General features: G+C 55.0%; 22 protein-coding genes and 3 pseudogenes. 9 read left to right on the forward strand and 16 right to left on the reverse strand.

What is annotated here, in order from left to right; translation table 11 throughout:
* Nucleotides 1-5: 5 nt before the first annotated feature.
* Nucleotides 6-884, reverse strand: coding sequence for a bile acid:sodium symporter family protein (locus JCM17844_RS07590; protein WP_150000390.1), 879 nt, complete (start codon nt 882-884; stop codon nt 6-8).
* A gap of 77 nt (nt 885-961) precedes the next feature.
* A complete protein-coding gene (locus JCM17844_RS07595; protein WP_210431592.1) occupies nt 962-1,732 on the reverse strand; it encodes a cyclic nucleotide-binding domain-containing protein in 771 nt (256 codons plus the stop codon).
* Nucleotides 1,733-1,809: 77 nt separating this feature from the next.
* Between JCM17844_RS07595 and nadC the strand changes: the two genes are divergently transcribed.
* Together nadC and JCM17844_RS17230 are read left to right on the forward strand one after the other, a co-directional pair.
* Entirely contained in the window at nt 1,810-2,661 is an 852-nt protein-coding gene (gene nadC, locus JCM17844_RS07600) for a carboxylating nicotinate-nucleotide diphosphorylase (RefSeq protein ID WP_150000392.1), read from the forward strand.
* Nucleotides 2,662-2,699: 38 nt separating this feature from the next.
* Complete coding sequence (locus JCM17844_RS17230; protein WP_371864752.1) at nt 2,700-3,041, forward strand: DUF423 domain-containing protein; 342 nt, start codon at nt 2,700-2,702, stop codon at nt 3,039-3,041.
* 93 nt (nt 3,042-3,134) lie between these two features.
* On the opposite strand, the pseudogene JCM17844_RS07610 reads toward JCM17844_RS17230, so the two are convergent.
* From JCM17844_RS07610 to pdxH, 6 genes and pseudogenes are all read right to left on the reverse strand, one after another.
* Nucleotides 3,135-3,815: pseudogene (locus JCM17844_RS07610) on the reverse strand (ABC transporter permease); the annotation flags it as partial.
* Nucleotides 3,812-4,786 carry an ABC transporter ATP-binding protein gene (locus JCM17844_RS07615; RefSeq protein WP_150000395.1) on the reverse strand — a complete coding sequence of 325 codons (975 nt, stop codon included), beginning with the start codon at nt 4,784-4,786 and terminating at the stop codon, nt 3,812-3,814. The gene JCM17844_RS07615 and the pseudogene JCM17844_RS07610, both read right to left, overlap by 4 nt.
* Before the next feature lie 6 nt (nt 4,787-4,792).
* The gene (locus JCM17844_RS07620) at nt 4,793-5,611 is read right to left on the reverse strand and encodes a PhzF family phenazine biosynthesis protein (RefSeq protein WP_150000396.1); all 819 of its coding nucleotides are present in this window, start codon (nt 5,609-5,611) and stop codon (nt 4,793-4,795) included.
* Nucleotides 5,608-5,967, reverse strand: coding sequence for an ArsC family reductase (locus tag JCM17844_RS07625; protein WP_150000397.1), 360 nt, complete (start codon nt 5,965-5,967; stop codon nt 5,608-5,610). The genes JCM17844_RS07620 and JCM17844_RS07625 overlap by 4 nt, the downstream gene beginning before the upstream one ends.
* A gap of 84 nt (nt 5,968-6,051) precedes the next feature.
* A complete protein-coding gene (locus tag JCM17844_RS07630) occupies nt 6,052-6,969 on the reverse strand; it encodes a cation diffusion facilitator family transporter (RefSeq protein ID WP_150000398.1) in 918 nt (305 codons plus the stop codon).
* A 51-nt stretch (nt 6,970-7,020) separates the two neighbouring features.
* A complete protein-coding gene (gene pdxH, locus JCM17844_RS07635) occupies nt 7,021-7,608 on the reverse strand; it encodes a pyridoxamine 5'-phosphate oxidase (RefSeq protein WP_150000399.1) in 588 nt (195 codons plus the stop codon).
* Nucleotides 7,609-7,692: 84 nt separating this feature from the next.
* Here pdxH and JCM17844_RS07640 point away from each other — a divergent pair, with 84 nt between their 5' ends.
* From JCM17844_RS07640 to aroC, 4 genes and pseudogenes are all read left to right on the forward strand, one after another.
* On the forward strand, nt 7,693-8,640 hold the full coding sequence (locus JCM17844_RS07640; RefSeq protein WP_210431593.1) for a DnaJ C-terminal domain-containing protein: 948 nt from the start codon (nt 7,693-7,695) through the stop codon (nt 8,638-8,640).
* Nucleotides 8,641-8,648: 8 nt separating this feature from the next.
* On the forward strand, nt 8,649-9,530 hold the full coding sequence (locus JCM17844_RS07645; protein ID WP_210431594.1) for a YihY/virulence factor BrkB family protein: 882 nt from the start codon (nt 8,649-8,651) through the stop codon (nt 9,528-9,530).
* Nucleotides 9,531-9,578: 48 nt separating this feature from the next.
* Nucleotides 9,579-10,390, forward strand: a pseudogene (gene fabI, locus JCM17844_RS07650) (enoyl-ACP reductase FabI).
* Nucleotides 10,391-10,461: 71 nt separating this feature from the next.
* A complete protein-coding gene (gene aroC / locus JCM17844_RS07655) occupies nt 10,462-11,535 on the forward strand; it encodes a chorismate synthase (RefSeq protein ID WP_150000401.1) in 1,074 nt (357 codons plus the stop codon).
* A gap of 14 nt (nt 11,536-11,549) precedes the next feature.
* Here aroC and JCM17844_RS16545 read toward each other — a convergent pair whose 3' ends face one another.
* Both JCM17844_RS16545 and JCM17844_RS07665 read right to left on the reverse strand, forming a co-directional pair.
* A complete protein-coding gene (locus tag JCM17844_RS16545; RefSeq protein WP_210431595.1) occupies nt 11,550-11,786 on the reverse strand; it encodes a type 2 periplasmic-binding domain-containing protein in 237 nt (78 codons plus the stop codon).
* A 2-nt stretch (nt 11,787-11,788) separates the two neighbouring features.
* Nucleotides 11,789-12,520, reverse strand: a complete 732-nt coding sequence (locus JCM17844_RS07665; protein ID WP_150000403.1) for a LysR family transcriptional regulator — start codon at nt 12,518-12,520, stop codon at nt 11,789-11,791.
* Between the two features lie 112 nt (nt 12,521-12,632).
* Here JCM17844_RS07665 and JCM17844_RS16550 point away from each other — a divergent pair, with 112 nt between their 5' ends.
* The 3 genes and pseudogenes from JCM17844_RS16550 (at nt 12,633) to JCM17844_RS16565 (ending at nt 14,966) form a co-directional block, all read left to right on the forward strand.
* A complete protein-coding gene (locus JCM17844_RS16550) occupies nt 12,633-13,079 on the forward strand; it encodes a carbonic anhydrase (protein ID WP_210431596.1) in 447 nt (148 codons plus the stop codon).
* A gap of 17 nt (nt 13,080-13,096) precedes the next feature.
* Nucleotides 13,097-13,306 carry a carbonic anhydrase gene (locus JCM17844_RS16555; RefSeq protein ID WP_210431597.1) on the forward strand — a complete coding sequence of 70 codons (210 nt, stop codon included), beginning with the start codon at nt 13,097-13,099 and terminating at the stop codon, nt 13,304-13,306.
* A 36-nt stretch (nt 13,307-13,342) separates the two neighbouring features.
* Nucleotides 13,343-14,966: pseudogene (locus JCM17844_RS16565) on the forward strand (SulP family inorganic anion transporter).
* A gap of 101 nt (nt 14,967-15,067) precedes the next feature.
* Here JCM17844_RS16565 and JCM17844_RS07680 read toward each other — a convergent pair.
* From JCM17844_RS07680 to pgi, 6 genes are all read right to left on the reverse strand, one after another.
* The gene (locus tag JCM17844_RS07680; protein ID WP_150000404.1) at nt 15,068-15,622 is read right to left on the reverse strand and encodes a YceI family protein; all 555 of its coding nucleotides are present in this window, start codon (nt 15,620-15,622) and stop codon (nt 15,068-15,070) included.
* Nucleotides 15,619-16,200 carry a cytochrome b gene (locus tag JCM17844_RS07685; RefSeq protein ID WP_150000405.1) on the reverse strand — a complete coding sequence of 194 codons (582 nt, stop codon included), beginning with the start codon at nt 16,198-16,200 and terminating at the stop codon, nt 15,619-15,621. Before JCM17844_RS07685 ends, JCM17844_RS07680 begins: the two co-directional genes overlap by 4 nt.
* Before the next feature lie 30 nt (nt 16,201-16,230).
* On the reverse strand, nt 16,231-16,695 hold the full coding sequence (locus JCM17844_RS07690) for a YceI family protein (protein ID WP_210431601.1): 465 nt from the start codon (nt 16,693-16,695) through the stop codon (nt 16,231-16,233).
* A 330-nt stretch (nt 16,696-17,025) separates the two neighbouring features.
* A complete protein-coding gene (locus JCM17844_RS07695) occupies nt 17,026-18,195 on the reverse strand; it encodes a DNA recombination protein RmuC (protein ID WP_150000406.1) in 1,170 nt (389 codons plus the stop codon).
* Nucleotides 18,171-18,482, reverse strand: a complete 312-nt coding sequence (locus JCM17844_RS07700) for a hypothetical protein (protein WP_150000407.1) — start codon at nt 18,480-18,482, stop codon at nt 18,171-18,173. The genes JCM17844_RS07695 and JCM17844_RS07700 overlap by 25 nt, the downstream gene beginning before the upstream one ends.
* An 81-nt stretch (nt 18,483-18,563) precedes the next feature.
* Nucleotides 18,564-20,231, reverse strand: coding sequence for a glucose-6-phosphate isomerase (gene pgi, locus JCM17844_RS07705; RefSeq protein WP_150000408.1), 1,668 nt, complete (start codon nt 20,229-20,231; stop codon nt 18,564-18,566).
* Nucleotides 20,232-20,515: the final 284 nt, after the last annotated feature.

The following is a 20,515-nucleotide window of genomic DNA, read 5'->3' on the forward strand; positions in this document are numbered from 1 at the left end:
CAAAGTCATAACTCAGCCTTTATCAAAGCAAGGCGGCGTTCACCGCGCAAAACAAACACCACAAACAGGAAAGCCGTCGGGAACATGAACAGCCCATAAGCCGCGCCGGGCAGCATCATGGTGTCATTCCCCAACAAGGTTGCGGCCACAAACATCGCCAGCGATCCATTTTGAATGCCACATTCAAGGGTCAGGGCAATCACCCGATCCGGCACAAGGCGCACCATTTTGGCAAGGCCATATGCCAGTGTCATCGCCGCCAAATTCAAAAGCAGCACCGGCGCGGCAATGGCGGGAAGCTCCGCTCTCACTGTGGGCCATTCCATGATGATGGCGGCAAAAATAAACATCACGAAAACCACAGTCGCCGTGCGCCTTGCAAAAGGCTCGACCTTCAAGGCAAAACCGGGCACGCACGCCCGAACGGCCATCCCCAAAGACACCGGCACAAGGGTCATGAAACTCAGGCCGAATATGGTGCCAAGAAGCGAAAGTTGCGGGGCTTTGGTTCCCATGAAATAGGGCAGCGAAAACCCGACGACCAATGGCAGGGTGACAACGCTCAAGCCGCTGATAACCGCTGTCAGGGAAATGGATAATGCCGTATCGCCACGGGCCAAATGGGTCAGCAAATTCGACATGGCCCCACCCGGACAAGCAGCGATAATCATCAGCCCCGCCGCCAAAACGGGTGGCATGGGCCACAAGGATGCCACGGCAAAGCCCAAAGCGGGCAACAGCAAAAGCTGGCTCATCAGCCCTACGGCAAAGGCCCGGGGTTTTTGCACCACTTGCGCAAAATCCCGCACGGATAGCGCCAGCCCCATGGAAAACATAATGAGCGCTACAATGCTTGGCAGCAGATAAGCCGTAAAAATATTCATCTATGATCCCTTATCCCATAGGATAAAGCCTGTCGCGCCGCTGGCACCTCCCGAAATCTGCAGCCAAAAATCCCTGTTCATCCTTCCCCACGCGGTTCCGCCACAATATAGAACTGATAGGGCGAGCCTTTCGGGCCAGCGGTTACATCATTGGCGCCCATTTTCAAAAAAGCCGTGGCTTCATGGCCAAAACGCGACAAATGCTGCCCATTGGCGATGGTGCCCAAATGGCTGCCCAAATCGCGGATGATCAAATAACCATCACGCTTTTCCAGCTCGAAATGTTCGGGGGACAAGATGATGTCATTGCGGGCATGGAGCGACAACCGCCCTTCGGAAATCTCCGTTCCATCATTATGATTGCCTCGCCTGCCAACACGAAACGGCAGCATTGATAAGGAAATACCATCTTCCCCGATCTGTTTTCTCATAGCTTCGTTATTAGGCAGGATGCGGATGGCCCCCACTTTTTCCAAAAAGGCTTTATCATCCCCCCGCGTGCCGCCAAAAATCAACCGCTCGTCCGCCTTTTCCAACCGTTCGCTCAACATCCGCAACATGGGCAGGCCCAACGGATTATTGTCGCTGAACAGTTTAAGAAATTGCTCTTTGGTAACCGACAATAACACGGTATCTGTCAGGGTGCGCATGGTGGTGCTGTGGACCTTGTTGCGGATCACACCGCTTTCGCCAAACACCTCACCCTTGCCAAAAACCGCAAGGCGCACCGCCCGATCCCCCGTTCGGCGCGACACTTCCACCGCCCCATCCTCGATCAGAAAAACTGCCTGAGCCTCGTCTCCTTCTTCATAAATAATTTCTCCGGCGGGCAGTGTAAGCGTTTTCATAGATCCTCCTAGCCAAGAAGACACATTGACAAGATAGCACAAGCATCGCACTTCACACATTGAACCAAGGAGAGGTCATGCGCAAAATTCCCTTCCCGCTCAATGAAAAAGAACTGGAAACATTCCTCATCGCCGCCTTGGCGGAAGATGTGGGCACAGGCGACATTACCAGCGAAACGGTGATCCCGGAAACGGCACAACTCTGCGCTACCATGGTCGCCCGTGAACCGATGGTTTTATCCGGCCTTCCCGTTGCCTGCGCGATTTTCAGGACATGCGATCCCCATGTAGTGCTGACCGCCCACGCCCATGAAGGCGACCGGCTAACCAAAGGCGCGCCGATTCTGCGCATTGAGGGCAATGGACGCGGACTTTTGACGGCAGAACGGACCGCCCTTAATATCGTGCAGCATTTATCGGGCATTGCCACCCTGACCGGCCAATATGTGGCGGCCATAAAGGGAACGGATGCGGTCATTCTGGACACCCGGAAAACCACCCCTTTACTGCGGAGCATGGAAAAATATGCGGTGGCCTGCGGGGGCGGTGTCAATCACCGCATGGGGCTTTATGACGCCGTGATGATCAAAGACAATCATATCGCCGTCGCGGGATCAATCACCAAGGCAGTGGCCGCGGCAAAGCAGGCGGGGCACAGCCAGATCCAAGTGGAATGTGATACGCTGAAACAGGTAAAAGAGGCGCTGGACGCCGGAGCCACCAGCCTGTTGCTGGATAATATGCCGCCCCCAAAATTGCGCGAGGCCTTGGCAATCATCGATGGTCGGGCGATCACCGAAGCCTCTGGCGGGGTGCGGCTGGATACCGTGCGGGCCATTGCCGAAACCGGTGTGGACCGCATTTCCATCGGCAGACTGACCCAAAGTGCGCCCGCAGTGGATATCGGCCTTGATTTCGGGGCCTTGTGATGACGTGGTTTATTACTCTTGCCGGAGCCAACGGCCTGATGGCTGTGGCTGCATTAGCCGCCGGTTCCCATGCGCTGAAAAGCCGATTGGGACCGGACCAGCTTTCATGGCTAACACAAGCCGCCAATTTCCAGCTTCTTCATGCCTTGGCGCTTCTGGCACTGGCCGCCCTTATGAAAAGCCCCCAAAACATCGCCTTGTTAAGCGCTGCGGGCTGGCTTTGGATGGCTGGGATCCTGCTATTCTGTGGCAGTCTTTATTGGCTCGCCGCTTATGGTTCGGGCAGCCTTGGCGTGCTGCACTGGCTTACCCCCTTGGGCGGGCTTTCCTTGATGGCAGGATGGGGCCTTGTGTTGATCTCTGGCCTGAAAAGCCAATAACCGCCTATGCCTTGTCCATAAAACGGTGAAAAGCCCGAACGGCCAACAAAATACAGACTGCAGAAAACAGCGCCAATTGTGCCCCATATTGGGCCACAAGGTCCAATCGCCACCCAATGCCGCACCGCGTGCCATCTGCACCGCCCAATCCACCGGATTGTAACGCGCTACAGCGGCGATCCAATCGGGCATGGCTTTTGTCGCAATGATCATGCTGGACAAAAACACCAAGGGCATGATCACAAAATTCATCACGGCAATAATGGCATCATGGCGCGGAATACGCAGCGCCAAAGCATTGGATAAAGCACCGAACCCCGCCCCAAGCAAGGCTGCAGCCACAAGAATCACCCCATAACCCGCCACACCGCCGGACATCTGCGCCCCCATGCACAAGCCCACCAGCACGATCACCGTGGCCTGAAGCATCACAATCACCCCGGATTGCGCTACATAAGCCCCGATCAAAGCGCCACGGGCCGCCGGTGTCACCAAAAAGCGATCCAGAATACCGCGGTCATGATCCATCAACAGCGCCATGCCGGAATAGGCAGAGCCAAACAAAGCCGCCATCACCGCAAGGCCCGGCACCAGAAAGTCCGCATAGCCTTCTGTTCCAAAGCCCCCCAAAGCGGTGATGCGCCCAAAAAGCGGCCCGAACAGCACCAGCCAGATCACCGGTTGAACGATGGAAATAATCACAAAGGCGGGCATTCTGATGCTGTGGATCAGCAAACGCCGGGTCAGAACCACAAGATCGCGCAAAGCCGTCATGACGCCACCTTTTGTGTCACGCCGGAATGGACGGCGTCATAAGGCTTTCCCGTCACCGCAAGATAGACATCATCCAGACTGGCCCGGCTCATGCTGACCTCTTGCAGATCAAAAGCCGCCAGCGCCGCCATCAAGGCAGGCATGGCGGTGCTTCCATTATCAACCCGCAGGTCGATTTGCGGCCCATTGCACTTCACATCCACGGCAAAAGGCAAAGGGGCCAAAGCCGCGTGAAGGCTATCTTCATCAAAATCCGGGCTTTGCAAACGGATACTGACCAGATCGCCGCGCAAGCGATCCTTTAAAGCATGCGGCGTGCCTGTTGCGACGATCCTGCCTTTATCAATGATTGCAATCTCATCGGCCAGCCGGTCCGCCTCTTCCAGATAATGGGTGCTCAAAATAATGGTGATGCCGTCTTTTTCCGCCAAACGCTCCACTTCGCGCCACATCACCGCGCGGCTGTGCGGGTCCAGCCCTGCCGATGGCTCATCCAAAAGCAGCAAATGCGGCCCGTGCACCAGCCCCATCGCCAGATCAAGGCGGCGGCGCATTCCACCCGACCATCCCTTCGTTCGGCGGTTTGCCGCTTCTTCAAGATCGAACAACGCCAATAAATGTGCCGCCCGTTGCCGCAGAGCCTCCCCGCCCAAGCCGAACAAACGCCCTTGCAGCATCAAATTTTCAAGGCCCGTCAGATGGACATCCGCCACCGAGGATTGCGCCACATATCCGATGGTGCGGCGAATCTGCACCGTATCAAGGGCTGCATCCTTGCCATCAATCCGGATGCGGCCCGATGTGGGGCGGGAAAGGGTTGCCAACATGCGGATGGTGCTGGATTTTCCCGCACCATTGGGGCCAAGAAGGCCGAAAATCCGGCCTTTTTTCACGTTAAAATCAATACCACGCACAGCCTCGACTTGGCCGGGATAGGTTTTAACCAGCGCCCTGACGTCAATCATTGTCATTCGGGTTTACAGGCTTTCCGGAACAGACATCTCACCAGCGATCACTTCCACACAATGGCCGGAAATATGCACACGATCTTCAGCAACGGACAGCCATAATTCGCCGCCCCGCTGGGAGATCTGCCGGGCGAACAGCTCGCTTTTCCCCAGTCGATCCGCCCAGAAAGGGGCCGATACGCAATGCGCCGATCCGGTAACAGGATCTTCTTCTACGCCAAAAGCAGGAAAAAAGCAGCGCGACACAAAATCACAATCACCCGCCCCCGGCGCCGTGGCGATAAAGCCGTGCTTTCCAAAGGATTTCAAGGCCGCAAAATCAGGTTTCAACGCACGGACCTGCTGGGCATCTTCAAACAAGGCCAGAATATCGCGGCCGCCAGAGAAAAAAGCCGATGGTTTGGCTCCAAATGCTCCATTGGCATTGGGCAAGGCATCCAAAGCACGGGGTCGGCGCGCGGGCAGATCCATGGACAAACGATCACCGTCCTTGGTGACAATCAAAATACCCGCCTGACTGGAAAAGCGGACCGCCTTCCCCTTATCCCGAAGGTTGCTCAGAATCGCATGGCCCGATGCCAAAGTGGCATGCCCGCACAGATCCACTTCGGTCAGGGGAGTAAACCACCGCAAGTGAAAATCCGCATCCTCATCATCCGTGGGCACAAAAAACGCCGTTTCCGATAGATTGTTTTCCCGCGCGATGGCCTGAAGCACCGGATCAGGCAACCAAGCGTCCAAAGGGCAAACAGCAGCGGGATTGCCCTTGAACGGCTCTTTTGTGAAGGCATCAACTTGCAGGAACGGGATGCGGATGGTGCGTGTCATGCCTGCACCTCCTGCGCGCCGATCAACGCTTTCATGCTGTCGTCAAACCCTACCACAATGCGGGTGCCCAGATCCCATATTGGCCGTTTCACCAAAGCGGGATGGGCCATCATCAAGTCACGGGCGCTTTGTGCATCCACAGCTTGGCGCACCTCTTCATCAAGGCCGCGCCATGTGGTGCCGCGACGATTGAGCAGCGCCTCCCAACCTACGGCATCAATCCAACGGTCAATCAGATCGCCTTCAATCCCTTGATCGCGCACATCCACAAATTGATAATCAGTGCCGGTATGATCCAGCCATTTCCGCGCCTTGCGGCAGCGATCGCAATTCTTAAGACCAAACAGGATGATCATAGATGTCGCCCCTACGCATATGCCTATCCCCGTCTTAGCGGCAACGGTCCTTGCTGGCCAGAGGGAGTCTTGCGAAAAGGCCGCTCATTGAGGAAGTTCCTGCACCGTTTTGTTCGGCCTGCCAGACCCGGCGGGATCGATTTTGATGATGAACTCCGCATCGGGGAAGTGTTCGCTCAAGGCCGCTTCCACCTCCGTTGCAGCCAGATGGGCCGAGCGCAGGCTGGCCATCGGGTTTACTTCAATATGAAACTGGATGAATTCACGCAAGCCCGCCTTGCGGGTTTTTAAATCATGGATGCCCAAGACATCGGCATTGCCCAAAACGATATTGAAGATAATTTCCCGCGTGGCATCGTCCATTTCCTTATCCATCAACATATCCACCGCGCGGCGCGCCACCAGAAAGGCGTTATAGCCAATGAACACCCCGATCAACGCTCCGAACACCCCATCGGCCCACAAAATCCCGGCATAGCCGCTTAGTGCAATGCCCGCCATCACGGCCAGATTCAGCAACAAATCGCCGGTATAATGAAGACTGTCCGCATCCACAGCCAAAGACCCGGTTTTCGCAATGACCGAGCGTTGGAACAGAACCAGACCAAGGGTCAGCACAATCGCCAGAACCGAAACCGCCAGTCCGCTCCACGCCATGGCCACCGGTTGCGGATCAAAAAGCCGCAGCACCGATTGCTGCAGCAAAAACGCCGAAGACGCGATCATGATGGCCCCTTGCGCCAAGGCCGCCAGGCCTTCCGCCTTGCTATGGCCAAAACGGTGATCGTGATCCGGCGGCTCCAAAGCTGTGCGGATGCCGACAAAGGTGATGATCGAGGCCAATAAATCCAGCGACGAATCGGCCAAGGAGGCCAGCATGGTCACCGATCCGGTTTTGATCCAGACCACCGCCTTCAAGGCCGCAAGACTTGCGCCCACCGACACACTTGCCAAGGCGGCCAAGCGCATCAAACGACCCCGTTTTTTATCGTCTCGCATCATAAGGCTGTGTCTTTTTCATCCAATGGCCAAGGTGCCGCACTGGCCGGAACGTCAAGGATACAATATTTTACTAGTCCAGCCGCCCGTCTCATCCGCGGTCAAAACGGTGCGGTGGTGCAAGCGAAATGCGCCTTCTTCCCAAAATTCAAAAGCATTCGGACGCACAAGCATACCCGACCAATGGGGAGGGCGGGGAACCTCCATATCTTTAAAGCGCGCTTCGATCTGTGCAATGGCCCGTTCAAATTCACCGCGCCCACCGGGCATGGCCTGCGATTGCGCCGAAGCCCACGCTCCGATCTGGCTTTCACGCGGGCGGCTTTTGAAATACCGGTCCGCCCGGGCATCCGGCACCTGTTCGGCGCGCCCTTCAATGCGGATCTGGCGGGCCAGACTTTTCCAGTAAAACAGCAGGGCCACATGCGGATTTTGCGCCAGTTCCTGCCCTTTTCGACTATGAAGATTGGTATAGAACACAAAACCGTCCGCATCCCACTCTTTCAGCAAAACGGTGCGGGCTGAAGGGCACCCTTTTTGATCGACCGTTGCCAATGTCATCGCATTGGGATTGTCCGGCTCTGTCTTATGGGCCTTGGCAAACCATAGGCCAAATTGCTCAAATGGATCGGGATCGCTCACCACAGAATCCTCCTTCTTTCGCAGCCTTTATGGCCACACTTGGAAAGTCACGTCTCGCCCTTTAACATAGCCTGTGCATATCCTATGTCTTTCACCGCACAAGGCGGACAATCAAGGCTGAAAATGAAAGATCTGTATTCCATACTTGGTGTCACCAAGGGCGCTGATGACGCAGAAATCAAGCGCGCATATCGCAAGCTGGCCAAGGAACTGCACCCCGACCGCAATAAGGGCAATGAAAAAATTGTCGAGCGGTTCAAGGAAGTGTCCTCGGCATATGGCATTTTAGGCGACAAGGATAAGCGTGCCCGCTATGACCGCGGGGAAATCGATGAAAACGGCACCGAACGCGCCCCTTATGGTGCCGGTGGCCCCGGTGGTGCTGGCGGTTTTAGCGGCTTCCGACGCGGTGGCCATCCCGGCGGCGCGGATTTTGGCGATGCGGAAGACGTGTTCGCCGATTTATTCGGTTTTGGCCGCAGCCGAAAACCGCGCACACAGCGGGGACAAAATGTTGTCTATCGACTGAAAGTAGGCTTTCTCGATGCTGTTTTGGGGGCAACGCGGCGGGTTACCTTGTCCAATGGCAAAACCCTGAATGTGAAAATCCCCGCAGGCGTGCGCGATGGGCAACAGATAAGGCTATCCGGTCAGGGAGAGCCCGGTTTCAATGGCGGCCCGGCTGGCGATGCGCTGGTAAAAGTAGAAGTGGAAGACCATCCCTATTTCACCCGCGACGACCATGATATCTTGCTGGATCTGCCCATCACCCTTGATGAAGCGGTATTGGGCGCGCGTATTTCCGTTCCCACAACAACCGGAACTGTAACACTTTCTATCCCCAAGGGCGCGTCTTCGGGCAAGCGCTTGCGATTGAAAGGAAAAGGCATTTCGGCCGGAGGCAAAGTGGGGGATCAATATGTAACGCTAAAGATCATTCTGCCCAAAACGGTGGATAGCGATCTGGAAAAGGCCATCGGGAAATGGGCCAAATCCCATCCTTATACGGTGCGGGATTATTTAAAAACCTAAGAGCACATATGGCAGGATTCTGGCAAACACAGTGCAAGAAACACGGCCAAATCTGGTGGTCGGCACTGGTACGTTTTTATACGGATCACGGCCCGGAACATGCGGGAAACATGACCTTTTTGGGTGTCATGGCGATCTTTCCGTTTCTGATCTTCCTGATTTCGCTCTCTGGCCTTTTGGGGCAGACCGATACCGGGCAGAGTGCCATCGCATTCTTATTGTCCAACCTGCCGCAAAATATCACCAAAACCCTGCGCGGGCCGGTGAACAATATCGTCCAGAACTCCCATGGGGGTGTGCTCACCGGCTCTATGGTCTTTGCCCTTTGGACCGCAATCCAAGGGGTGGAAGCAGCGCGCCAGACGGTTATCCACGCCTATGACAGCTGGGAACATGCGGCCGCGTTCTGGCGTCGGCTTTTAGCGGATCTGGGGCTAGTGGTGGGCACGGCCCTGATGATCTTGCTTGCCATGTCCTTGTTGGTTCTGGCCCCTGTGACCCTTTCGCTAAGCCAGGATAGCGTTCGGGCCCCTGCCGGTCTTTTCGATTTTGGCATATGGTCACGTTATCTGATCGCGCCTTTGCTTTTGTTTTTGGCAACCCTTACGGCCTATAAAGCCTTTGTGCCGCGCCTTCCCACCATGCGCCGGTATTACACGCCGGGGGCAATCCTTACCGTTGTGGTTTGGCTGTTCCTGGGGAAAGGCATGGCCATTTACCTCAAGAATGCGGATCGCTATGACGTGATCTATGGCAGCCTCGCGGGCGTGGTGATCTTCCAACTTTTCGTCTATATCATCGCCAGCGCCTTTATTCTGGGCGCACATTTGAACGCAAGCTATACCCGTCATCATGGGCCTTTGGGCATCGACCAGAATTTGGTCCTATGACTGGCACCGAGAATAAATGGCACCGAAAACGATCAAAAAGGAAACAACATGACCGCACAGACAGGTCTTCTTTCAGGCAAGCGCGGGCTCATCATGGGCGTTGCCAATGACAGGTCTTTGGCATGGGGCATCGCAAAAGCAGCCCGCGCACAAGGGGCCGAGCTTGCCTTCACCTATCAGGGCGAGGCTTTGGAACGGCGGGTGCGTCCTTTGGCCCAAAGCCTTGAGTCCAATCTTCTGGCTCCTTGTGATGTATCGGATATGGCCTCTATCGACGCGGCATTTGCCATCATCGAAAAAGAATGGGGACAGCTTGATTTCCTGATCCATGCCATCGGCTTTTCCGATAAGAACGAACTGCGCGGCCGCTATGTGGATACCAGCCGGGAAAACTTCCTCCACACCATGGATGTCAGCTGTTATTCCTTCACCGCTGTTGCCAATCGTGCTGAAAAACTGATGAGCGAAGGCGGGTCGATGCTGACTTTATCTTATTATGGCGCAGAAAAAGTGATGCCCCATTATAATGTGATGGGCTTGGCCAAAGCTGCTTTGGAAACCAGTGTCAAATATCTGGCCAATGATCTTGGGCCACGCGGCATTCGGGTCAACGGCATTTCCGCAGGGCCAGTCAAAACCCTGGCAGCGTCTGGCATTGGCGATTTCCGCTATATCCTCAAATGGAATGAATTGAACGCCCCCCTGCGGCGCAATATCACCATCGACGATGTGGGCAAGGCCGGGCTTTATCTGCTGTCCGATCTGCCTCCGGCGTTACCGGTGAAATCCATCATGTGGATGCAGGATATAATATCATCGGCATGAAACAGGCCGATGCACCCGATATTGCCTTGAGTTAATTCCTCCTGATTTCTCTTTTGCCCAACATCCCTTTTCTTGATTGATGCCCCTTAGCCTGAGGAAGCCCAACATGTCGTTGAACAGTTTTGGCCATGTCTTACGCTTCACAAGCTGGGGGGAATCCCACGGTCCCTCTATCGGCGCGGTATTGGATGGGGTACCACCGGGCATCCCCCTTTCAGAAGGCGACATCCAGCCCTTTCTGGACCAAAGGCGGCCCGGCCAATCGCGCTTTACCACCCAACGCCGCGAAGCCGATCAGGTACGCATTCTTTCCGGTGTCTATGAAGGAAAAACCACCGGAACGCCCATTTCCCTGTTGATTGAAAATACCGATCAGCGATCGAAAGATTATTCAGATATCGCCAAACGCTATCGGCCCGGCCATGCGGATTTCACCTATGATGCCAAATATGGCCACCGCGATCCCCGTGGGGGCGGGCGTTCATCGGCGCGGGAAACCGCCATGCGGGTCGCCGCCGGAGCCATCGCCCGCAAAATTCTGGGCGACGGCATAGAAATCTATGGCGGGCTGGTGGAAATGGGCGGGGATGCCATTGACCGCGATCTGTGTGATTGGTCCCGCGTGGGGGACAATCCGTTTTTCTCTCCCGATCCCGAAGCCGCAAAGCGTTGGGCTGAACTATTGGACGAAACCCGCAAGTCCGGCGATTCGCTGGGAGCGGTAATCGAGGTCGGGGCGCGCGGCGTTCCTGCGGGCTGGGGGGCGCCCATTTATGGCAAGCTGGATGCGGATCTGGCCGCGGCCATGATGTCGATCAATGCCGCCAAGGGGGTGGAAATTGGCGCGGGATTTGAAGCAGCCCGGCTAACGGGGGCGCAAAATGCCGATCAAATCCGTATCGGAAAAACCGGCCAGCCCCATTTCCTGTCCAATCATGCCGGCGGTATTTTGGGCGGAATTTCATCTGGCCAGCCTGTTATGTGCCGTGTCGCCATCAAGCCCACCAGTTCAATTCTGATCCCTCGCCAAAGCATCTCAAGCACCGGCGAAAATGTGGAGGTGGTCACAAAAGGTCGCCATGATCCTTGCGTTGGCATACGCGGCGTGCCGGTGGCCGAAGCCATGCTGGCATTGGTTTTGGCCGACCATATGATGCTGCACCGCGCCCAATGCGGATAAAACCGTGCCGCCGCTCATATGGATGGTGACGACGGCTCATAAGCGTGCACATCGGCGTGCAGCTTTTCGCGGCAGATGCTTCGGATCAGGGACGCAAGCGCACGATACAGCACGCGATAAGGTGCGCTGGGGCGCCAGGCAAGCGCAATGGTGCGATAGGCTGGCACCTCGCTCAAAGGCAAGATCTGCACATCTTTTCGCGGTGTGATTTCCGACCGCACATAAAGCGCTGGCAAAAAGCCCAATCCCATATTCATCCCCACCATATGGCGCAAAGTATCAAGGCTCGTGCTTCATATTCTCGCAACAACCGGGCATGAAAGCGGTGTGCCAATTCCTGCACCTGATCAAAAAAGCGATAGCGGTCTTCCAGAGCCAAGAGTTTTTGGCCATGCAAATGTTCGGGCGTTACTTGGTCCAGTAAAGACAAGGGATGATCGCCGGATGCGGTGAGGATCAGCGGTTCATCGAACAAAATGTCTGTGGTGATATCCGATGCCGTCAAAGGAAACTGGGTCAAGATCAGGTCATAATGACCTTCCAGCAATTGCGCCTCCAGATCGCGCGGTCCGTCTTCGCGCACATAAAGCTGCAAATCGGGATAGGCTTCATGCACCGCTCCGATCACTTCGGGCAAAAGATAAGGCCCAAGGGTTGGCGGAACCCCCAAACGGTGCGTACCAACCACTCCCAAACTACCCGACCGGGCTTTTTGCGTAAACAGGTCCATTTCATGGACAAGGGTTTGGGCAAGACCGATCAAATCACGCCCCAAGGGCGTGGGAACCGCCCCCGTTTTCATTCTTTCCAGCAACACACAGCCCAGAATATCTTCCAAAGCGGCAATCTGTGCGGTCAGTGTTGGTTGGGAAACACCGATGCGGGCGGCAGCCCGGCGATAGCTGCCCGCTTTGGCCACTTCAAGGAAATAGCGAATCTGCCGAAGGGACGGTTCTCGCGTGCGGCCATGCCACGTGATAGTCAATCTCGATCACCTTGTCGTAAAATGTTATATTCCTTTATCACATGAAATGCTCATTGTGCAGCTAGGGAATGTTTCTAAATACATATTTGTAGGCTGTTACAAGGAATCGCCGATGGACAAAATTTTTTCTGGCATCTCTAAATTCCAAAAATCGGTCTATCCGAAGAATGAAGAACTGTTTCACAAACTGGCTGGCGGGCAATCGCCCGAAGCCCTGTTCATCACCTGCGCCGATAGTCGCGTTGATCCCATGATGATCACCCAAACCGAACCTGGGGATCTGTTTATCTGTCGCAATGCAGGCAATATCATCCCACCCCATGTGCCCGATGCAGGCGGCGTTACGGCCACCATCGAATATGCCATCGGCGCCCTGAATATCGAGCATATTGTGGTCTGTGGGCATACCGACTGTGGAGCCATGAAAGGCGCGATGGATAGAGACAGTCTGGCGGATTTTCCCCATGTCCGTGCTTGGCTTGGCTTTTCAGAAGCTGCCGTGAAGATTGTCAATGAACGGGACACAAACGCCTCGGAAGAAGAGCGCTTGAACGCCTGATCGAAGAAAATGTCCTATTGCAATTGACGCATGTGCGTACCCATCCCTTTGTGGCATCTCGCCTGGCGGCCGGGCTTTTGGAACTGCACGCTTGGGTTTACGACATAAAAAGCGGCACAATCAAAGCCTATGACTCCGAAAGCGGATACTTCCGCGAGATTACCCGCGCCAAAGGCAATGCGGAATTTCCCAAGGGAAACTGCCCGATACACGATCACGCCGATTAATTGCTTGGCACATTCAGATTTCAGGACAGTTCGCACATGACCTTTAAATTTAGCAATCTGCGCGGCGACATTTTCGGGGGCACCACCGCCGCCATTGTCGCCCTGCCTTTGGCTTTGGCCTTTGGCGTGGCATCCGGTGCCGGCCCCATTGCCGGTCTTTACGGCGCCATTATCGTAGGCTTTTTCGCTGCCGTGTTTGGCGGGACAGCGACACAAATTTCTGGCCCCACAGGACCGATGGTGGTGGTTTTCGCCGGGGTTTTCTCAGCCTATACCGATCAACCGGAATTGGTCTTCACCTCGGTGATGCTGGCTGGCCTTTTCATGATCCTGTTTGGCCTTTTACGCTTGGCGACTATATCCGTCTGGTCCCTTATCCGGTGATTTCCGGGTTCATGAGTGGCATTGGCTGCATCATCATCATTTTGCAATTCGGACGCTTGATGGGCCATGAACCGCCAAGCGGCCCGCTTATGGCTTTGGCTCCATCCCATCGGCTGTTGTCGATCCCAATTTTTCGGCGCTGGCCATTGGCGCCCTCACCTTGGCAGTCGTCTTTTTCTGGCCGGCCCGGTTCAATCGTTATGTCCCCGGCCCACTGGCAGCGCTCTTCATTGCCACGCCTATATCGATGTTGTTTACCGGTATTCCCATTTTGGGTGACATTCCCAGTGGATTGCCTGAAATGCAGATGCCTATGCTGACTCCAGATACGACATTTCTGGTCATTGAAACGGCACTGATTTTGGCGGCGCTTGGCGCAATCGACAGCCTGCTCACATCCCTTGTCGCCGACAATATGACCCGCACCCGACATTCATCAAACCGCGAACTGGTGGGACAAGGTATCGGCAACAGCCTGGCCGGTCTGTTTGGCGCCATCCCCGGTGCCGGAGCCACCATGCGCACCGTCATCAATATCCGATCCGGCGGCAATAGTCGGCTGTCGGGTGCCTTGCATTCGCTGATTTTATTGGCGGTGGTGCTCGGGCTTGGTCCGCTTGCGTCGATGGTTCCCCATGCTGTCCTTGCGGGAATTTTGGTGAAGGTTGGCTATGATATTATCGATTGGTCCTATCTCAAGCGCGCCCATCGCGGACCGCGCTGGGATCTGATCTTGATGATTTTGGTGCTGGGATTGACGGTGTTTGTTGATCTAATCACCGCCGTTGCCATCGGTATGGTGCTGGCAGCCCTTGCTTTCATCCATCAATTGGCCAAAACGCAGCTTGCAAACATTGGTACCATTCCCGGACTCGATCTGAGCACCAATGAGGCCGAGATGCTCAAACATGCCGATGGGCGCATCGCCATTTTCGATTTTGGCGGCCCTTTGAGTTTTGGGGCGGCTGCGGACATGGGCCACCGGGCGCGGGAGCGTACCGACGGAAAGGTCTCGTCGCTGATTCTTGATTTCTCGCGGGTTCCTTTTCTGGATATGTCGGCGGCCAATGCGGTGGAAACCATCATTCAAGATGGCAAGAACAGCGGCAAACGGATTTATCTCACCGGCCTGCGCGATGATGTTCATGCGGTTTTAAAGGGCCTTGGCGTCCTTGATATGGTCCCACAAGACCAGCAAAAAGCGCAACGCATGGACGCTCTGACCGACGCCTTGTCTGCATTGTCTACGCAGAAAGGCGCAATGGAGCCAGCCTGACCGACTTTTTCATAATTGCCAATAAATGATAAAGCCGACATGAGATCTTCCTCATGTCGGCTTTATATTTTCTCGTAAAAAGTACCCTCTTGCACTTGGGATCAAGGGGCTTTTTTCGCAGTCACCAAGACCGAAACATTGACACCATCAGCAACGGCCTTCGCCACATCGCCTTTTTTGCCAAGGCCAAAGACTGTGCGGTCCAGCGTAACACCACCCTCAACCCGCGCGATATCATCTTCAATGGTCAATTTGAAGGGCAGGATAAGTTCCTGGCTGATACCCCGAATTTCCAATGTGCCATGGGCTTCATAGCGCCCATTCCCCAAATGCCGCACATCCTGAGACGAAAACTGTGCTTTGGGGAAACTCTCCGCAAAGAACCAGTTGTCCCCCATAAGGGTCGTCCGCGCATCCTGTCCATCCATATAGATGCTGCCAATATCCACCGCCACCGACAGATCCGCCAATTCCGGATGATCCATATCAAAGGAAATCGTGGCATCGAAATCGTTGAACCCGCCATGCACCGGCGAGGTATTCCATTTGGCGGTCCACAGGATCTGGCTTTCCGCAGGAATCACCTGCCATGTGTTGGCCAGCACGCCCACCGGGATCGCCAAAGCAAGAAAAAAACCGATAAGCAGGCGCGTCATTTTTGTTCTCCATAGCTCTGCTTTGTGCCGAAGGGCAGCATGCGGCGCAGAATATCGTCTTTCAAAATGAAATGATGCTTCAAAGCCGCCCCTATATGCAAAACCAACAATGCAACCAAGGCCCAGGCCATCACTTCATGCATTTCTTCCGAGAGTTCATGTAGCGCGTCATTGGGGCCAAAAATCGTCGGTAAAGTGAACAGTTTGAAGATTCTCGTGGGAATACCAAGCTCCGACGTATCGGTGCTTACCCATCCGGCAAGGGGCATCAACAACAAGAGGCCGTAAAGCCCCCAATGGGTAAGATGTGCCAAGCCCCGTTCCACAGGCGTAAGGGTATCGGGCAGCATTGGGCCGGGGGTCATCACCCGCCAGACAAGCCGCAACAAGGCCAGCCAAAATACTGTAAACCCAATGGATTTATGAAGCTGGAACAGCGTGAACTTTGTCTGCAGGTCTGAGACCAGATGGCTCATGCTATAGCCCAGACCCCACATGGCGATAACCAGAAGGGCGACAATCCAGTGAAAGCCGATGCTCACCAATCCCCAGCGGGTCTGGCTGTTCGATATCTGCATTATCGCCCCCTTGTTTCGTCGACTGTCGCCTTATTTTGCGACGGATGTTTCCGTTGAGATAAAGATCTCCACCGCATCGCTTACCATCGGAACATATTGGCCGATCCCGAATTCACTGCGGTTGATGGTGGTTTTGGCATTGAACCCCGCAGCTTTTTTCCCGCTCATGGGATGGGTGTCCAGCTTGTTCAGCGTCACATCCAGCACCACCGGTTTTGTCACACCATGAATCGTCAGATCACCATAAACCTTGGCGGTGCTGTCCCCGGTGCGGTCGATCCTGGTGCTGGTGAAGGTGGCTTCCGGATAGGTGGCGGCATCGAAGAAATCGGCGCTCAAAAGATGCCCATCCAGCTTTTCAATACCGGTATCGAGGCTGTTGATGGGAATGGTGACCGTCAGCGTCGAGGCTTCGGGATTTTCCTCATCCAGCACCAGTTCACCCTCAAAATCGCCAAAGCGGGCGCGGGTTTCGGAGAAGCCACATGGTTCCATGTGAGGCCGATATGGGTATGCGCCTTATCGAACACAAAAGCTTCCGGTGCGGCTTCAAGCGCCGGTGCCAGAGCAAGGCTCAGAGTAAGGCTCGCGGCGGCGCTCAGAAAGAATGTCTTCACTCGTATCATGTCAAACCCCATTTTGTTTCACGTGCAGGTTAATCGCACGTCCAAATTGATCACCGTCATCACAAGTCTGTTTCGAAAAAAGGCTTACGGCAAAAGCCTCTCTTCCGTGGTTCCTATAGACTAATCAATTCCATCGCCGCCGATAGTCCCAAGATTGAAATTTATTGTCTCCCAAACAGAAACAGTCCGTGGAACCGCGTCATTCAGACCGCAAGGCATCCACGGAAGATATGATATCCGGCGACGATAATTCCCGCACATCCGAAGCGATGGGGGATAGCTCTTCCAAGTCCTTGGCGCGATCATCCACTTTCAAATCCTCGAACTTCCGGGCTTGCGGCATCACCGACCGTTCAAGGCTCCCCACCATGGAATTATAGGATTTCACCGCTCTGTCGAGATTTTGCCCCGTCTTCACCACATGATTGCCCATGGTGGAAAGACGACTATAAAGCTCTCGGCCCAAATCCGCCACTTGGCGGGCGTTTTCCGCCATGGCTTCCTGACGCCAGCCATAAGCCACCGCCTTTGCCAAAGCGATCAAGGTGGTGGGCGTCACGATCAGAACCCGGTTATTGATGGCATCCTCGAACAGATCAGGGTCCCGTTCGATGGCCGCCGCATAGAAATTTTCACCGGGAATGAACATGGCGACAAAATCCGGCGTGTCTTCCAAGGCATTCCAATAGGCTTTGGCCCCCAATTGCTTCATATGGGTGCGAATTTCCTGCGCATGTTTGACCAAAAAGCCATCCCGCACCGTTTCTTCCACCGCCTCGATGGCATTGAAATAAGCGGACAGCGAGGTTTTTGCATCCACAACGATGGTGCGACCGCCCGGCAATCTCAGCACCGCATCGGGCATCAACAATTTGTCATTTTCATCGGAAAAGCTGGCCTGCGTGTGGAAATCCACATGCTCGCTCATGCCCGCCAGTTCCATCACCGTTTGCAATTGATGCTCCCCCCAGCGGCCCCGGGTTTTGGGCTGAGCGCGCAAGGCCATCACCAGTTTTGCGGTTTCACTGCGCACACCATCCTGAGCTTGCAGCACATTTTTCAGTTCGCTGGTTAAATGGCCATAGGCTTCATGGCGGGCTTTTTCGATATGGCCAAGATTTTCCTCATAGCGCTTCAAGCTGTCCTGCATGGGTTTCAAAAGATTCTGGATGGCCTGATGGCGCTCACGCAGATCCCCCTCCGCCGAAGATTTGTGGCGTTTGAAGGTTTCTTCCGCCAGTTCAAGGAAGGATTTCTGGCTGGCTTTGAATGTTTCATGGGCCAGCCCCTTGAACTTTTCCTCCATCTCGCCGCGCAAGCTGGTCAGGGTTTCGCGTTCTTGCTTCACCGCTTGTTCGCGTTCGAGCATAAGGCTTCACGGGCCGCCAATTGGCTGCTGGCCTCTTGCAATTTTTCGCGGGCCTCGCGCACATCACGCTCCAGCTTTTCAACCGTCTCGCCCCAATGCTGCGCCTTGTGTTCGGCCTGCCGCTGCTGCATCTGCGCCTCATGCAAACGCGCCTCAGCCTCTTTCAAAAGCCCATCGCTTTGTTGGCCACGCTTTTTTTCCCGCAAAAGCGCAAAGCCCATAAACAGCGCCGTGATCGCCGCACCAAGCACCCCCGCAATCAAAATGACCATCCCGTTTTCCGGCATTGCGATTCCTTTTCAAGAACATAGAGGGAACATTTTAAAGCGGCAGCCCAGAGATTGCAAAGGCCATAAGAGGAAAAATCCTCAATTTGTGGCCTGTTCTTCCATCAGGGTTGTTTTGACAAGGGTGGCCAAGCGATTGGTCGAGGCATCATGGCGGGTAATATCCCCCACCGCTTCCAGATCCGACAAGATGGACTGCGCCAGTTCCTTGCCAAGCTCCACCCCCCATTGGTCGAAGGAATTCACCCCCCAGATGATCCCTTGGGTGAACACTTTATGTTCGTAAAGCGCCAGAAGCTGACCAAAGTGGAACGGGTCGAGCCGATCAAGCAAAAGCGTATTGGTGGGGATATTGCCGGGGAATGTGCGATGGGGGGCAAGCCGCGCCGCGTCTTCTGCCGCCATGCCGCTGGCCAGCATTTGAGCACGCACCTGTTCTTCGCTTTTGCCCAGCATCAGGGCTTCGGTTTGGGCGCATAAATTGGCCAACAGAATTTTATGATGCTCCAGATGGTGGTGATCGGGATGCAAGACGGCGATGAAATCCGCAGGCACAAGGCGGGTGCCTTGATGGATCAACTGATAAAACGCATGTTGCCCATTGGTTCCCGGACGCCCCCAGATCACCGGCCCGGTTTGATAATTCACCACGGCCCCTTCGCGGTTCACCCGCTTGCCATTGCTTTCCATATCAAGCTGCTGAAGATGGTCCACAAAACGGTCAAGCCGTTGATCATAGGGCAAAACCGCATGGCTGGCCGCCCCCAGGAAATTGCTGTTCCATACCCCCAACAAGCCCAGAATCACCGGCATATTCCGATCCAGCGGGCTGTTCAGGAAATGCTGGTCCATGGCATGGCCGCCCTCCAGAACCTGTTCGAAATTCGCCCAACCAATGCCCAAAGCCAAAGACAACCCAATGGCCGACCACAAAGAATAACGACCGCCCACCCAATCCCAAAAGCGGAACATATTGCTGGTTTCGATGCCGAAATCCGTCACCGCATCCACATTGGTGGACAGCGCCACAAAATGCCGGGCCACCGCCTTTTCATCACCGAAATGATCCAGAACCCAACGCCGCGCCGTTTGGGCATTGGTCATGGTTTCCTGTGTGGTGAAGGTTTTCGACGCCACGATGAACAAGGTTGTTTCCGGATTCAGAGTGGCCAGAACGCCGTCGATATCATGGGCATCCACATTGGATACATAATGAACGGAAATCCCCGCATGGGCATGGTTTCTCAACGATTCCATCGCCGCTTGCGGCCCCAAATGCGAGCCTCCAATACCGATATTCACCACATCCGTAATCTGTTCGCCGCCAAAACCGCGCCATGTGCCATCATGCACCGAAGCCACAAATGCCTTCATCTGGGCAAGAACGGCCGTGACCTCGGTCATCACATTCACCCCATCCACGGGGATGCCCGCCTTCGTCCGGTTGCGCAGCGCCATATGCAGAACGGCACGATGCTCGGTGTTATTCACCGCTTCGCCTTCCGCCATGCGGGCGCGCCATTCCTCCAAGCGCCGCGCCTTGGCCAATCCCAGCAACAAACGCATGGTTTCGGCGCTCACCCGGTTTTTGGAATAGTCCAACCGCAGGCCATGGGTTTCGATCCACATTTGATCGGCCCGCTCTGGCTCGGCTTTGAACAGATCCTTGATGGTTTGGCAGCTCCGGACCATGGCCTTGTGATGGGCATCCAAGGCCTGCCATGCGGCGGATGACGTGAGATCAGACATGGGTTTTCCTTCAGATGGTCATGAAAGGAGGCGTTGATTGCTTTGGGTATAACAGGCTGCAAGCCGAGCCAATGAAGAATTCAAGCATAGGGCTTTGTTTTTTATCTTATTTGATCGCGTTCACATACCAGCCGGAGCCTTGGCAGCTCAGCTCCGCCTATCCTGAATTATAAAAGGATTTTTTTGCTTTGCCATGCTGGCACGATCAGCCATATGCCCTTAAACTTGCGGCAGAAACATCATCGCACATCATGGCAGGCCTTGCCCCATAAGGCCGATGCAGC

This window comes from Iodidimonas gelatinilytica (genome assembly GCF_008579125.1).
Classification (GTDB): Bacteria; Pseudomonadota; Alphaproteobacteria; order Sphingomonadales; family Rhodothalassiaceae; genus Iodidimonas; species Iodidimonas muriae.